Genomic DNA, 15,274 nt, shown 5'->3' on the forward strand with positions numbered 1-15,274 from the left:
TTAATGCAGGAAGGGGGAATACTGGACATGAACATCAGTCAGCTTGAAACCTTGCTCACCATTTCCAAAACGATGAGCTTCCGGAAAGCGGGCGAGCTTCTTAACTTGACGCAGCCGGCTGTCTCCGCACAAATCAAAAGCTTGGAGGACGAATTCAAAACCGTCCTGATCGACCGCAATCAGCCGGTTACTTTAACCGATCACGGCCAAGTGTTCCTGGAGCATGCGGAACGCATACTTGATATCGTGGAAGAGCTGAAGCAAAAGCTCGATGACCTCAATCATACGCCGCAAGGTCATATTTTGTTAGGCACGACTTCATCGATTGCCATTCAAATTTTACCTAGGGTTTTATCGTATTTCCACAATCAATTCCCGCAAATTAAAACAACCATTCATACGATGCCTTCCACGCAAGTGATGACTTCCGTCGAGAATGGTTCCGTGGACGTTGGCATAACCTATCTTTCGGAGAAGAATCCGAACATTGCCTCATCTGTGCTTTATTACGATACGTTCGAGCTAGTCGTATCTCCCGAAAACCCTTTAAGCAGCTTAACCCACACGACGGTCGACAAACTTAAGGACGTTCCCATGATCATGCTTGCGCCGGACACCCTTGGCCGACGGTTCGTGGACGGCATATTCCGTCAATATAATATTCAGCCTAATATCGTCATGGAGCTTTCCAGCAGTGAAGAAGTAAAGCGGATGGTAGAGATCGATTTAGGCGCAGCGATTGTCTCCAAGCTTTCGATCCCAACCGAGCTCAAGCTTGGAACGCTTAAGCTTATCAAAGTGCCCGAGCTTGAAGCCACGCATCCCGTCGGCGTCGTCTACAAATCGGGACGTTATCTCAATACGGCGATGCGGCAATTTCTCAGCGATCTAAAGGGCATGCCTGAGCATCAATTTATTAGCAGCGAGTAGGAGGTATTCCATGAAATTCGATTTACATACTCATCATGTCAGATGCGGTCACGCAGACGGCAATATCGAGGACTATATCCTGGCTGGAATCGAAGCAGGTCTTCAGGTTATCGGCATTTCGGACCACTCGCCCTACTTTTACCACGCGGAGGATCAGCCTTCTCCGGGAATCGCGATGGCAAGAAGCGATTTCGCCAATTACATTAACGAGGTGCTTCGCCTCAAGGAGAAATACGCGGGTAAGATTGAAGTGCTTCTTGGCATGGAATCCGACTATTTCCCTGAACATATCGATGCTTACCGCAAAGCCTATGAAGGCGTTCCGTTTGATTATTTAATCGGTTCCGTTCATCAGGTCAGCGGCGTGAGCATCTTCAACCGCAATAGGTGGAAAAAGCTGGACGAAGCCGGCCATATTAACGAGAAAAAAAGCTATTATGAGCTAATTGAGCAATCCGCCCGCACCGGCATGTTCGACATTCTCGGCCACATCGACGCGATGAAAGGCTACTACCCCGCCTTCTCCGATATTCCTGCTCACGAGCATATCGACAAAGCTCTTCGTACGATAGGAGAATGCGGTGTTTCGATTGAGATTAACACGTCCGGAAGCACAAAAGACTGCGGAGGCTGGTACCCTTCCGATGAAATTCTGGAGCGCGCTCTTCACTTCGGCGTTAACGTCACCTTCGGTTCGGACGCGCATAAGCCTTCTCGGGTTGGGGACGAATGGGAGCTTGTGGCCAAACGGCTCAAAGAGATCGGATTCTCGCACTGGGTTTTCTACCGGCAAAGAAAACAAGTCGTTGTGCCGTTGTAAAGTGGAGGAGGGACCGGGCGTCCCTCCTCTTCTTTATTCGGACAAAAAAAGCGGACCTGCGCTCGGCAGGTCCAAAATGGTTATATAAAAAGGGGGTCTTGCTTATTATAATAGCCCTCTGATGTGTTAAAGGAGTAACAGAATCATTACTTTTGTGTAACAAATCGGGAGTGTGGAGCATCATGTGGTTGTTGACGGCCATCGGCAGCGCTTTTTTATTTGGACTTGCGGGCTGGTGGATGAAGGTTTCGCAAATGAAAGGCGGCTCCACCCGGATGCTGCTCATTGGGTTGTACGGCGCCGGTGCGGCCGGCTTCGGCATTCATGCGGCGTTCGAGGGGAGGCTGAACGATGTATTGCAGCCGGGCGTATGGCTGGCTGGCATTCTGATCGGCGCAGGCTCCGCTTGGGGAAATGCTCTGTTCATGAAGGCGCTGCAGTATGGACCGGCAAGCTTAACCTCGCCGCTAACGAACTTGAACATCGTATTTGTAGTTGCGATGGCAACGTTCTGGTACGACGAGCCGCTTGGCCTGATGCAGACGGTTGGCATCGTTATGCTTCTGCTAGCGGTTGTTCTTATCGCCTATAAACGAAAGGAACCGCTGTCCATCAAGGAGAAGCGATGGTTTATCATCGTCGGACTCGCTATCGTCATGTTCGCTCTGCGCAACGGCGGGCTCAAAGTAACCGACGAGCTTGGACTATCGAGCGCTCCCATTCTTTTCGTTGCCTATGCTTTATCGCTGCTGTGGTTCTTGATCCCATCGAAGGAGCAGCGTGAGCGCGCCTCTGATCGTATCGGACTGCAATTAGGCTTGGCTGCGGGAGTGTTCTCTTATGGAGGGTTACAATTATACGCCTATGCGATTTCGACGGGACAAGCGAATTTGGCCGCCCCGATCTTTGCCACCAACAGCTTGGTTGTTGCCATTGGCTCCATCCTCTTTTATAAAGAAAGGCTCACGATGCTTCAATGGGCGGCCTTCCTTTTCCTATTAGCGGGTCTCATTGTGATCAAGCTGTAAAGTTAAGGGAAAGCCGCAACTTTCATAAGGATTAAAGCGTTAACTTTCCGATGGGACAATGGGGCAAGATAAGGGGAGGGAACAAGTGCATTAAATAATTGCTGCAACAGCTATCCTGCTGCTTCTCGTCGCTTGTAGGAATGCCGTTCGAACATCCGAACCAGGTAAGAAAGCTCGCTTCTTTCGAAAGACGAGCCGATTGTTAATTAAGAACTGTCTGAGAACATATTCGAAAAGCCGAGAACCGAAATTCCATCACATGCTTTCCAAATTCCACCAAATGATTTCACTTCTTGAAATGTACTTACTTTTAGTTTGTTCATATGATACAATAGAACTACAAAAAGCGGGGTGATTCTGTTGGATTATTCGACAATGTGCCCAAGATATGAAGCAGCGGCTGATTTGCTTGGTAAGAAATGGACGGGACGAATTATTCGGGTATTGCTTGGCGGACCGAAACGTTTTAAGGATATCAAAGAGCAAATTCCGGAAATGAGCGACAAAATGCTAACAGACCGAATGAAAGAGCTGGAGACGATGGGCATTGTAATCCGTCAGGTGTATCCAGAGATGCCCGTTCGGATCGAATACGAGCTTACGCCAAAAGGGAAAGACTTGCAGCCGGTGATCGAATCCATTCAAAAATGGGGCGAAAACTGGATGTAATAAAAAGAACCGACAGGGCCGCGCCCCATCGGTTCTTTTTACTTGTTCACGACTTCTACTTTAGCTTTTTTCCAAAGGCTTTGGCTCGAACAAAAGGCCGGACTCGGCCTCTGCGATAATCTCCTCCAGCCACTCCTTCTCCACTTCACTGAAGCGTAGAATACCCCGGATCAAATGAACGGAGCCCCTTGGCAAAGCCCCTTCCTTCCGCTCGGCGACCTCCCGCATTAACTCAATCCGCGCTTTGCATGCCGCCAGCTGGCGGCCCAGAAGCGTCATCGTCTTCTCCTTATCCGCAACCGATACAAAGGGCAATGCCGAGAAGATCGGATGCTCCGGATATGCGGTTTGGTTCATCTGCTTTTGAAGCAGCTCCAAGAACGAAGCCTTCCCTTTTTCTGTTATGCGGTATATCGTTTTATCCGGCCTATTGTCCCCCGGAACAGGAATGACCTCCGCCGCCTCTATCAGCCCGTCTGCCCTCATTTGATCGACGGCATAGTATAACGAGCCGTCGCGGATTTTGAAGGCGACATGCCAGTTGCGCCCCTTAATCGTTTGACGGATATCGTAGGGATGCCGATTTTTTTCAATTAGCAGCCCAAGCACAAGCAGCTTCATCGACATCCGGCTCAGCTCCTATGAGGAGAAGGCTCTGTGAGCGGGTTAGCCGGGGCATCGCCTTGCTGCGATGATTTGGCGCCGGCCCCTTGCCTGTTCGAAGATTCGAGGCGCGCGCGTCCCATTAGGAACACGAAAATAAACGCCGCAATCGGCAAAATAACGCTCCATTGAAACACGTAAATGATGGAATCCGCCAGCTTGCCAAGCAGTACATTCACAATGTCCGGCGTTAAGCCCATTTGCGCTTGCACGTCCGGATCAAGTAAAGCCTGGCCGCCCTTCACCTGCTCCGCCGCTCCCGGATCCATACCCGGCAGCTGCTCGATGCCCGACTGGAAGCTTGATTTCTGCAGCACGCCAAAAACCGTTACGCCAAGCGCCGAGCCGATTGTCCGGAAAAACGTGATCAGCGACGACGCGGAGCCTTTATATTGAGGAGGAACGGAGCTTAACGTCGACATATTCATGAGCGGGAATGACACGCCGATGCCTAGTCCAACGATAACCATATACAACGTAATCAGCAGACGGCTGCTCTCCGCATCCATCGCAAAGCCTAGCAAAACCGTACCGATTGTTAACGTAGTGGCCGATACAAGCATAATATTGCGGAACGGGAATTTTCCCGCGATCCGTCCCCCGATCTGACTGCTGGCAACGACTCCAAGCATCATCGGTATGAGAACGGTGCTCGTCTCCGTCGCGGACTGATGAAACACGCCTTGGATAAAGATCGGAATATAGGTTGCGCCTGCAATCATCACAGCGCCATATAACAAGCCGATCATCATACTGCTGGTGAACAGACGCTCGCCAAAGAGGCTAAGCTTAATAATCGGATCCTTCGCCTTTGTCTCCGCGAACAGAAACAACGCTAGAAAGACGGCCGTACCTGCAAATAACGAGATCGTTTGAACGGACCCCCAGGCCCAGCCTTCCGTGCCGCCAAGCTCCAAACCGAACATTAAGCAGAGAATCGACGCGGTCAGCAATATCGCGCCGGTCCAATCGATGTGCTGCTTTCGCGTATTGCGGGATTCGTGATAAGCGCGCCAAATAAACAGAAACGACAATATGCCTATCGGCACATTTATGTAGAAGATCCAGCGCCAGCTGAAGTAATCCGTTATCGCGCCGCCCATAATCGGGCCAAATACGCTGGAAATGCCAAATACGGCGCCGAAGAGTCCCATCATTTTGCCGCGTTTCTCCGCAGGGAAGAGGTCGAAAATAATCGTAAACACAATCGGCATAATCGCGCCGCCGCCTATGCCTTGAATCGCGCGGTAAATAATAAGCTGCTCCATGTTCTGGGACGTGCCGCATAGAATCGATCCTATGACGAACAACGAAAGCCCCAGCAGGAAAAACCGTCTTCGGCCGTACATATCCGACAGCTTGCCGAAAATCGGCGTTGCGACAACCATCGCAATCATGTAGGCGGAATATACCCAAATAAAATGTTCAAAGCCGCCTAATTTCTTAATAATCGTCGTCATGGCCGTCGAAACGATTGTTTGGTCCAGCGCAGACATAAACAAACCGAGCAGCAAGCCCGCTACAACAAGCTTGACATTGCTTTTATTGGCATCCATTTTCTCCCCATCCTTCTGTCCATAACTAAACCACATCTGTTATTTTACTCAAATTTGAGTATTTTACAACCGTCTTATTTGATTTTAAACAAATATTCCCTCAGGATGCTGCCCCTTTGTAACCAAAAAACCCTCAAGCGGACGAGCGCCGCTTGAGGGTTTTGGAAATTCAGCTGTTTAATTCGTAAGCCATTTCTTGAACAGATGCTTCGTCGTATCTCTGTTCATCGCCGCGATGGAAGTCGTCAGCGGAATGCCTTTCGGGCAGGAGCGCACGCAGTTCTGCGAGTTGCCGCAGCCCTCAATGCCGCCGTCCGTCATGAGCGCTTCCAGACGTTCTTCCTTGTTCATCTCGCCGGTTGGGTGAGCGTTGAACAAGCGAACCTGAGAGATCGCGGCCGGACCGATAAAGCTGTTCCGGTCGTTCACGTTCGGGCAAGACTCCAAGCAGACGCCGCAAGTCATACATTTCGACAGCTCGTACGCCCATTGACGCTTCGTCTCGGCCATACGCGGACCTGGACCCAGGTCATACGTTCCGTCGATCGGAATCCATGCTTTTACTTTCTTCAAAGCGTTGAACATGCGCTCACGGTTAATTACCAGGTCGCGCACGACAGGGAAAGTGCGCATCGGCTCAAGGCGAATCGGCTGCTCCAATTGGTCGACTAAGGCGCTGCACGCTTGACGCGGCTTGCCGTTAATGACCATCGAGCATGCGCCGCACACTTCCTCCAAGCAGTTGGACTCCCAGCATACCGGAGAGGTTTTGGAGCCGTCCGCCTTAACCGGATTACGCTGAATTTCCATCAGTCCGCTGATCACGTTCATGTTCGGACGGTATGGAATTTCGAACTCTTCCGTATACGGCTTGGATTCCGGCGTATCCTGGCGCGAGACAATAAATTTAACGGTTTTGGATGCGACAGTCGTTTCGGCCATGATTATTCTCCTTTCTTCTTATCGGTGGAGTAATCGCGTTTGCGCGGAGGAATAAGGCTGACATCAACGTCTTCATACGAAATCATCGGTCCGTCCGGCGTCCAATCCGCGATCGTCGTCTTCATGAAGTCTTCGTCGTTGCGTTCAGGGAATTCCGGCTTGTAGTGCGCGCCGCGGCTTTCGTTCCGCATGAGGGCGCCAAGCGTCATCGCTTCGGACAGCTCAAGCATATTCCACAGCTGACGTGTAAAGGCGACACCTGCGTTATTCCACTGCGCCGTATCGTTAATGTTGATGTTGTTATAGCGCTGTTTCAGTTCTTTAATTTTGTTGATCGTTGCTTCCAGCTTATCGTTGAAGCGAACAACCGTCATGTTGTTCGTCATCCATTCGCCAAGTTCTTTATGAATGACATACGCATTCTCCGTGCCGTTCATGCCGAGAATTCGGTTATATTTCTCCGTATGACGCTTCGTTTCGCGGTCGAATACGGAAGAGGATACGTCTTCAGCCGATTTCTTGAGGCCTTTGATGTATTCCACCGCTTTCGGGCCGGCCACCATACCGCCGTAAATCGCGGACAGCAGCGAGTTAGCGCCGAGACGGTTCGCGCCATGGTATTGATATTCGCATTCGCCTGCCGCGAACAAACCAGGAATGTTCGTCATTTGGTTGTAGTCAACCCACATGCCGCCCATCGAGTAGTGAACCGCAGGGAAAATCTTCATCGGAATTTTCCGCGGGTCGTCGCCCATAAACTTCTCGTAAATTTCGATGATGCCGCCAAGCTTAACGTCAAGCTCCTTCGGATCTTTATGCGACAGGTCAAGGTACACCATGTTTTCGCCGTTGATGCCGAGCTTCTGGTCTACGCACACGGAGAAAATTTCACGAGTCGCGATATCGCGAGGCACCAGGTTTCCGTAAGCCGGGTATTTCTCTTCCAGGAAGTACCAAGGTTTGCCGTCTTTGTATGTCCAGATGCGTCCGCCTTCGCCGCGCGCGGATTCGGACATGAGACGAAGCTTGTCGTCGCCCGGAATTGCCGTCGGGTGGATTTGGATAAACTCGCCGTTCGCGTATTTTACGCCTTGCTGGTATACAGCCGATGCAGCCGTACCCGTGTTAATGACGGAGTTCGTTGTTTTACCGAAAATAATGCCAGGACCGCCAGACGCCAAAATAACCGCATCCGCGCGAACCGTATGCACTTGCATCGAGCGCAGGTCCTGCGCCGATACGCCGCGGCATACGCCGTCGTCGTCGATTACCGCGCCTAGAAACTCCCAGTGCTCGAACTTGTTAACAAGACCCGCCGATTCCCAGCGGCGCACTTGCTCGTCGAGCGCGTACAGCAGCTGCTGGCCAGTCGTTGCGCCCGCAAACGCGGTGCGGTGATGCTTCGTGCCGCCGAACCGGCGGAAGTCAAGCAAGCCCTCCGACGTACGGCTGAACATAACGCCCATCCGGTCCATCAAGTGGATGATGCCTGGCGCCGCTTCGCACATCGCTTTTACCGGAGGCTGGTTCGCGAGGAAGTCGCCGCCGTATACCGTATCGTCAAAATGCTCCCAAGGGGAGTCGCCTTCGCCTTTTGTATTAACGGCGCCGTTAATGCCGCCTTGCGCGCACACGGAGTGCGAACGCTTAACCGGCACAAGGGAGAACAGGTCGACATGAATGCCGGCCTCCGCCGCTTTAATTGTCGCCATCAGGCCGGCTAGACCGCCGCCGACAACGATGATTTTGTTTTTTGCCATTTCGCTTCGCTCCTTGTCTTCAAACTAACCAATATTCGTCCAAGTCAAAGCGGCGTTTGCAGCTTCTTTGAACTCGTCGCCGCTGAACGCTACCAGGGAAAGAATAAACAGGGCCGATACGAGCACGAATACGCCCATGCAAATATAGGAAGAAATGCGCTGCGCTCTCGGTCCCACCGTAATTCCCCAGCTGACCAGGAACGCCCACAGACCGTTGCTGAAGTGGAATACCGCGCTAAGCACGCCGATCACATACAGCACGAACATAACCGGGCTGCTTGCGATAGTGTGCATCGTCGAGCCAAGCTCCTCATGCGTGATATTGCCCAGGTAAACTTGAATCCGCGTCTGATACACATGCCAGAACACGAATACGAACGTGATCACGCCCGTAATGCGCTGCGCCGTGAACGCCCAGTTGCGCCCGTACTTAAAGCGCCCCGTGTTCGAATTCGACTGGTAAGCGACGTATAAGCCGTAAATACCGTGAAACAATAGCGGGAGATAGATGCCGAAAATTTCAAGCACCGGCAGCACCGGCAAGCTGTTGATCGTATGCACGCCGTTGGCGAAGCCTTCGGGACCCCTCTCGAACGCTTGGTAGTTCGTAAGCGCGTGCACAAGAATAAACCCGCCGAGTGGAATAATCCCCAGGAGCGAGTGCAGCTTGCGCGAGAAATACGAATTTCCTTTCATTTTTCCTTCTCCTTTCAAGACTGTGAGTTGCCCATTCCCTTGTTGAAACAAACCATTCTAAATTGTAACGCTTGCCTGTACCCCCGTCAACAAAAGTCGACACACATTTGCCACACTTCCATCGTACTCCTTTTCATCTTATAATGGAATTGCTTATTTTTTATAATTTCTTATAACAAAATGATATAAGGGGAGCGAACGGTTATGTACGAAGAGCTGCATGTGTTCACGGTCATTGTCGAGCAGTCCAGCATGAATAAAGCTTCCGCCCTGTTGAACCTCTCGCAGCCCGCCTTATCGCGTAAGCTCGCAAAGCTGGAGGATGAAATCGGCGCCCAGCTGTTCCGGCGGATCGGGAAACGGCTGGAGCTGACGCGGATCGGCCAGCTGACTTACGAATACGCGCTGGAGCTGCGCCAATTGCATCGCAGCTATTTGCAGACAGTCTCCGAATTTACAGCGACAGGCCGTACCTCGCTGACGATCGGCGCCAGCTTAACGACCTTGCAGACGACGCTGCCCGATCTCATCCAGCTGCTGACGTCTACGCATCCGGAATACGACATAAAAGCCATTACCGGCAAGACGCATGAGATCATTACTTTCGTCAGAGAGCATAAAGTAGATATCGGCATTGTCGCGTCCAGCATTGAGGATTCGTCATTGCGATGCATTCCGTTATTCGACGACCACCTGCTGCTCGTCGTCCCCCGAGGGCATTTGATGACGGAGAAGGGCTCGCTCCATATCCACGATCTGAACGGCCTGCCGATGATTCTTTTTTCCAAAGGCACTTGGTACCGCATTCTAACCGACGAGCTGTTCGAGATGCACGGCATCTCGCCGGACGTGCGTATGGAAATCGACTCCTTCGAAGCGATTCTAAGGCTGCTTCATACTTGCCGCGCCGGCACACTGCTGCCCAAGTCTTATTTGCGCGAGCAGCTGCTTTCGGATAACGATCTGATGGTCGTGCCGATTCGGGAGCTGGAGGACACGAAACGCACCACCTCGCTTATCCACATCGACCCGTCCGGCTTAAGTCCGGCGATTCGTCAATGCGTAACCGAGATTGCCGCAAAGTTTAATTACCTATAATTATTTCCATCTTATTGGTTATCGAATCCACTGCCTATCGTAGACGAATGACTATAGATATAGAGGATGGATAATTTCCCCATCCATGTGATAAGGTAGTGTAAGGCTGTGCAATTCTGACAGGTAGAGGTGAAGTATGATCGATCTTATTAAACCGATGGAATGGAAAAAATATGTACTGGCCGCGATCATCCTTTTAATCGTTTTTGTCGGTGTAGAGATCGTGCCGGTCATTGTCCAAACGAATGAGCACGAATACGGGGGCAAAGTGATTCCAAAGGAGGAAGCCGAGCAGCAGGCGATCGCGTTAGCGGAGAAGCAAACGGGACTTACGGTATCCTCCGCGCGGGCCGTGCATCAATCCGACAAGCTGCTTGCCGGTTATTTATCCAAGGAGAAGCTGCTTGATGAATATGAGGATAAATACGATAAGCTCTTCCCGGTTGATACGTTTCAAGTGAATCTCGAGTTCGCGGGCGGCGAAGAGTACGGCTTTGTATACGTACATATGTATAATAAGGAAGTCGTCGGCTGGAGCTATTATTTGTACGGCGAGACGCTGTCCCCGGAAGAAACGCAAGAGCAAGTGACGACTTACATCAGTCAAAAACAATGGCAGGACGGCAAGCTCAGCGTCTCGCCCGGCAATGACAACAACGGCGTCGCCGTCAGCCTTGACGGGTACCGTATAGGCGAAGCAGGCCTGTCCATCGACGCGAAAACCCAGTTGATCGGAGACACCCCGGTCCTAACGAAATTCAAACCGGCCTTTGTTGTGCCGGACGATTACAAACGTTACGTCGAGAAACAGGATTCATTGGCCGGCTGGCTGACAGGTATCGGATACGGTCTGATGAGCTTTGTGCTCGGCATACTGGCTATTATATACGCGATTCTATACCGCCAATATTCGTCCTTTAAGTTCGGGATCATCCTGACATCCGTCTTCTTCGTCACCTATGTCATCATGAATCTCGGCGTGATGGACGGGGTTCTCGCATCGCAGGGCGAGACGAGTATGGGAAGCGGCTTTGTCATCATGATTTCCCTCATTATTACGACGATTTTGTTGTCCATCGCAATGGCGGCATCGGTCTATTTCTCGATTATCGCAGGCGAAGGGTTATGGAAAGCGCAAGGCCGAGCGTTATGGCCTCGCCTTAGGGAACCGGGCTACGGCGACTACGTTTGGCGGAGCATGGGCCTGTCCTATCTGTTCGCTGCGATTATGCTCGGGTTGCAGCCGTTAATCTTTTTAGCGCTTGAAAAGCTGATCGGCACATGGGGGGCCAGCGACGTCACCATGTCCCCTTACAATATGACTCCGCTGTGGCTGATGCCGGTGCTCGCATGGGCGGCGGCGATTTCGGAGGAAGCCGTGTTCCGGTTCTTCGGCATCGGTCTGTTCCGCAGATGGTTCCGGCACACGTTCGCGGCAGCGATTCTGCCAACCTTGTTCTGGGCGCTCGGACACGTCATGTATCCGTTCTACCCGTCCACGACCCGGCTGTTTGAGCTGATGATCATCGGTCTGCTGTTCAGCTTTATCTTTGTCCGATACGGGTTTATTACCGCGATGTTTACGCACGCGATCTTTAACAGCGTGGCGGTAGGCAGCTCGCTGATCATGGTGGGCGGCGCGCTCAATATTACGTCCTCCGTATTGTTCGTCCTGCTGCCGCTCATTATTGCCTTCATTCTCCGAGAATGGAGCAAAAGAAAAAAGACGAACCTGCCGATTAATTCGACGGTTCGTCCTGCAGAGCCGCAATAATTTGCCCGGCGAGCTTGTCGCCGATGGAAAGAGGCCTGAAGTCTTCGACGGAGGCCTCTTTTATTTTCTTCAATGAGCCAAAATGCTTAAGCAGCGCCTTGCGTCGTTTCTCGCCGACTCCGGGAATGCCGTCCAGCTTCGATTCCACCATCGATTTCGCCCGCTGCTCGCGGTGGAAGGTAATCGCGAAGCGGTGGACCTCATCCTGGATACGCTGGAGCAAATAAAACTCCTGGCTGTCGCGCGGCAGCGGCACAATCTCAGCCGGATCTCCGGTCATCAACTGGGCCGTCTTATGCTTGGCGTCCTTCACGAGACCGCATACGGGGATATCGAGACCAAGCTCATTCTCCAGTACATCGAGAGCAGCCGCGATTTGACCTTTGCCTCCATCCACGACGATCAGATCCGGACGCGACAAACCTTCCTTCAATACGCGTTCGTATCTTCTTCGGATCACTTCTCTCATCGTTTCGTAATCGTCCGGCCCTTCTACCGTCTTCACCTTATATTTGCGGTATTCCTTCCGGTCCGGCTTGCCGTCCGTGAACACCACCATCGCGGACACGGGATTCGTGCCTTGAATGTTGGAGTTATCGAAGGCTTCAATTCGGCGCACCTGCGCAAGGCCAAGCCATTCCGCAAGCGACTGCGAAGCTTTGACGCTTCGTTCTTCGTCCCGCTCGATCAAACGGAACTTCTCCTCCAGCATAACGCGCGCATTATCCTGCGCCATGCTGACGACCTCGCTTTTGCGGCCGCGCTGCGGCATATGCACCTTCACCTTCAGCCAGTTATGAAGCGACGTCATCACTTCCTCCTCATGCTCCGCGTCGGCATCCGGCGGATGAGGCAGCAAAATTTGCTTCGGAAGCGCAGGGTTATCGCTGTAATACTGCGTCACGAACGTCATGAAGTCATCGTATTCTTCACCATAATAAGGGAAGGTCGTACCGTGGCGTTCGATCAGCTTGCCTTTGCGCATGTACAGGATCTGTACGCACATCCAGCCTTTATCGACCGCGTAGCCGAATATATCCCGGTCCATCGCATCGGTCATCGTAATCTTCTGCTTCTCCATGACGGCGTCGATCGCAACGATCTGATCGCGGAACTCCTTCGCTCTTTCGAATTCGAGCGCTTCCGCTGCGGCCTGCATTTTACGCTCCAGCTCCGCTTTAACGACATCCTCCCCGCCGTTCAAAAATTTCGTAATTTCGGAGATCATCGTTTCATAGGTTTGCGGCTCGACCTCATATTCGCATGGAGCAACGCATTGTCCCAGATGATAGTAGAGACACACTTTATCCGGAAGCGTGTTGCATTTGCGCAGAGGATACAAGCGGTCCAGCAGCTTCTTCGTCTGCTGAGCCGCAAAGGCGTTCGGATACGGCCCGAAATACTTGCCTTTATCTTTAACGATCCTGCGAGTCACTTCAAGCTTGGGATGCTTTTCGTTCGTTATTTTAATATAAGGAAAGGTTTTATCGTCCTTCAGCAATACGTTATACCGGGGATGATGCTGCTTGATCAGGTTGCACTCCAGAATGAGCGCTTCCATATTGCTGGAGGTCACGATAAACTCGAAGTCGGCGATTTCCGAAACCAGCCGCTGCGTTTTGCCGTTATGACTGCCAATAAAATAAGACCGGACTCTGTTCTTCAGCACCTTCGCCTTGCCCACGTATATAATGACGCCGTCCTTATTCTTCATTAAGTAACAGCCCGATTTGTCCGGAAGCAGCGCCAGCTTGTTGCGAATATGTTCCTTCACCTGCTGTTCCTGTTCCTTCATCATGGCTCACCTCCACATTCCTAATCCGCCATAAACACATTGTAGCACACTTGTTCGACCTTTTGTCTTACAATTGTCACCGCTTCCGTCTTTACATTTGTTCGAAACTTTGGGTATACTATTGAAAGATATGAAGCGAACGCTTACGGCGATAAGGTTGCCCTGCAAGCTTTGAAGGAGGACGTCAACGATGGAGAATGTTAGAGATCCGCGCGAACACATTAACGAAGAACCGCGCCATGACCTAATGGATGTGGTAGCAGGCTTTGGCGGCATGCTCGGTTTCATGGTCGTAGTATTCGCTGTTGCGGTTATCGTGAAATTTGTCATCTCCTAGCAGATGATACAAAAGCTCCGCGCTCTTCGGCGATTTCGCCGGATCAGCGCGGAGCTTTTTTTCGTTGATGAAGCTATTGAGCCGCTTTTAAATCTTTGGTCGAATCGACGACCGGATTGCCGGCACCGCCTGCTTTGAGCGGTTCCGCCGCCTGCTTCTGCGCAGGCGACTGCTCGTAACGGACTCTTTCCGTCCGATCGATTTGCACGATTCTGCCGTCATGAACGGTAATGATAACTTGACCGTACTGAATTCCGCTCACTTGATTCAAAATCCGTTCCTGCCAAACCTCATCGATTACAAGCGGCTTTGCCATTTGAATCCCCTCCTAATGAGCTGATGATTTCCACTCGACGATCGCTTTTACGATCAATGTTAAAACAGCCAGCATAACAAGCAGCGACGCGACCGCAAAGGAAGCTGAAAACTGATATTCGTTATACAAAATCTCAACATGCAGCGGCAGCGTATTCGTTTGTCCCCGAATATGACCCGAGACGACCGATACCGCGCCGAACTCTCCCATCGCTCTGGCGTTGCTGAGTATTACGCCGTACAGCAGCCCCCATTTGATGTTCGGAAGAGTGACCCGCCAGAAGATGGACCAGCCTTTGGCTCCCAAGCTTGCGGCAGCCTCCTCCTCCTGAACGCCTTGCGCCTGCATTAGCGGAATGAGTTCTCTGGCAACAAAGGGCACCGTAACGAAGACAGTCGCGAGAACAATGCCCGGTATCGCAAACATAATCTGAATGCCTTGCTCATCCAGCCAAGGGCCTAAAAAGCCTTGCGCGCCGAACATCAGCATATAGATGAGTCCGGCGATAACCGGAGATACCGCAAATGGAAGATCGATCAGCGTAATGAGCAGGTTTTTGCCGCGGAACTTAAATTTGCTGATCACCCAGGCTGCCGCGACGCCAAAAATCGTATTCAGCGGCACCGCGATGACCGCTACAATCAGGGTGAGCTTCAGCGCCGATAAGGCATCCGGTTCGCTTAACGCTTCGAAATAGACGGCGGCGCCTTTTTTGAACGCTTCCGCGAAAACGGTCACGAGCGGCAAAACAATAACAAGACCTATGAACAATAAGGCGGCTCCGATCAGTAGGCCCTGCACAACCGGATGCTCCGTATTATGCTTCGGCCGCTTGATCTCCTCTTTCGATCCGAATACGGTTATTGCGCCAGCCATTTCGATCGCCTCCT

General features: G+C 51.7%; 15 protein-coding genes. 7 read left to right on the plus strand and 8 right to left on the minus strand.

Annotated features, from left to right (window positions below; genetic code table 11):
- Positions 1-27 precede the first annotated feature (27 nt).
- The 4 genes from D3P08_RS10095 to D3P08_RS10110 all read left to right on the plus strand — a co-directional run bounded on the left by D3P08_RS10095 (position 28) and on the right by D3P08_RS10110 (position 3,447).
- Positions 28-930 (plus strand): LysR family transcriptional regulator, encoded by a 903-nt coding sequence (locus D3P08_RS10095; RefSeq protein ID WP_119599579.1) that lies wholly within the window; start codon positions 28-30, stop codon positions 928-930.
- Positions 931-940: 10 nt separating this feature from the next.
- A complete protein-coding gene (locus D3P08_RS10100; protein ID WP_119599580.1) occupies positions 941-1,750 on the plus strand; it encodes a histidinol-phosphatase in 810 nt (269 codons plus the stop codon).
- Between the two features lie 182 nt (positions 1,751-1,932).
- Positions 1,933-2,778: a DMT family transporter gene (locus D3P08_RS10105; protein ID WP_119599581.1), complete on the plus strand. Its 846-nt coding sequence runs from the start codon at positions 1,933-1,935 to the stop codon at positions 2,776-2,778.
- Positions 2,779-3,138: 360 nt separating this feature from the next.
- Positions 3,139-3,447: a winged helix-turn-helix transcriptional regulator gene (locus D3P08_RS10110; protein ID WP_119599582.1), complete on the plus strand. Its 309-nt coding sequence runs from the start codon at positions 3,139-3,141 to the stop codon at positions 3,445-3,447.
- A 60-nt stretch (positions 3,448-3,507) separates the two neighbouring features.
- On the opposite strand, the gene D3P08_RS10115 is transcribed toward D3P08_RS10110, so the two are convergent.
- The 5 genes from D3P08_RS10115 to D3P08_RS10135 form a co-directional block, all read right to left on the minus strand.
- Positions 3,508-4,074, minus strand: a complete 567-nt coding sequence (locus tag D3P08_RS10115; protein ID WP_119599583.1) for a PadR family transcriptional regulator — start codon at positions 4,072-4,074, stop codon at positions 3,508-3,510.
- Positions 4,075-4,079: 5 nt separating this feature from the next.
- Positions 4,080-5,666, minus strand: a complete 1,587-nt coding sequence (locus D3P08_RS10120; RefSeq protein ID WP_119599584.1) for an MDR family MFS transporter — start codon at positions 5,664-5,666, stop codon at positions 4,080-4,082.
- 177 nt (positions 5,667-5,843) lie between these two features.
- Positions 5,844-6,608: a succinate dehydrogenase iron-sulfur subunit gene (gene sdhB, locus D3P08_RS10125; RefSeq protein WP_119599585.1), complete on the minus strand. Its 765-nt coding sequence runs from the start codon at positions 6,606-6,608 to the stop codon at positions 5,844-5,846.
- A gap of 2 nt (positions 6,609-6,610) precedes the next feature.
- The gene (sdhA, locus tag D3P08_RS10130) at positions 6,611-8,368 is read right to left on the minus strand and encodes a succinate dehydrogenase flavoprotein subunit (protein WP_119599586.1); all 1,758 of its coding nucleotides are present in this window, start codon (positions 8,366-8,368) and stop codon (positions 6,611-6,613) included.
- Between the two features lie 24 nt (positions 8,369-8,392).
- Positions 8,393-9,064, minus strand: coding sequence for a succinate dehydrogenase cytochrome b558 subunit (locus D3P08_RS10135; protein ID WP_119599587.1), 672 nt, complete (start codon positions 9,062-9,064; stop codon positions 8,393-8,395).
- Positions 9,065-9,268: 204 nt separating this feature from the next.
- Between D3P08_RS10135 and D3P08_RS10140 the strand changes: the two genes are divergently transcribed.
- Both D3P08_RS10140 and D3P08_RS10145 read left to right on the plus strand, forming a co-directional pair.
- Entirely contained in the window at positions 9,269-10,162 is an 894-nt protein-coding gene (locus D3P08_RS10140; RefSeq protein ID WP_119599588.1) for a LysR family transcriptional regulator, read from the plus strand.
- Between the two features lie 136 nt (positions 10,163-10,298).
- Positions 10,299-11,936 (plus strand): CPBP family intramembrane glutamic endopeptidase, encoded by a 1,638-nt coding sequence (locus tag D3P08_RS10145; RefSeq protein WP_119599589.1) that lies wholly within the window; start codon positions 10,299-10,301, stop codon positions 11,934-11,936.
- Here D3P08_RS10145 and uvrC read toward each other — a convergent pair.
- Positions 11,902-13,734 carry an excinuclease ABC subunit UvrC gene (gene uvrC, locus D3P08_RS10150; protein ID WP_170160266.1) on the minus strand — a complete coding sequence of 611 codons (1,833 nt, stop codon included), beginning with the start codon at positions 13,732-13,734 and terminating at the stop codon, positions 11,902-11,904. The genes D3P08_RS10145 and uvrC overlap by 35 nt on opposite strands.
- Before the next feature lie 187 nt (positions 13,735-13,921).
- On the opposite strand from uvrC, the gene D3P08_RS10155 reads away from it, so the two are divergent.
- Positions 13,922-14,068: a YqzM family protein gene (locus D3P08_RS10155; protein ID WP_119599590.1), complete on the plus strand. Its 147-nt coding sequence runs from the start codon at positions 13,922-13,924 to the stop codon at positions 14,066-14,068.
- A 73-nt stretch (positions 14,069-14,141) separates the two neighbouring features.
- On the opposite strand, the gene D3P08_RS10160 is transcribed toward D3P08_RS10155, so the two are convergent.
- A complete protein-coding gene (locus D3P08_RS10160; protein WP_119599591.1) occupies positions 14,142-14,384 on the minus strand; it encodes a YezD family protein in 243 nt (80 codons plus the stop codon).
- Positions 14,385-14,396: 12 nt separating this feature from the next.
- Positions 14,397-15,260: a sulfate ABC transporter permease subunit CysW gene (gene cysW, locus D3P08_RS10165; RefSeq protein ID WP_119599592.1), complete on the minus strand. Its 864-nt coding sequence runs from the start codon at positions 15,258-15,260 to the stop codon at positions 14,397-14,399.
- Positions 15,261-15,274: the final 14 nt, after the last annotated feature.

It is taken from the genome of Paenibacillus nanensis (assembly GCF_003583765.1).
Taxonomy (GTDB): domain Bacteria; phylum Bacillota; class Bacilli; order Paenibacillales; family Paenibacillaceae; genus Pristimantibacillus; species Pristimantibacillus nanensis.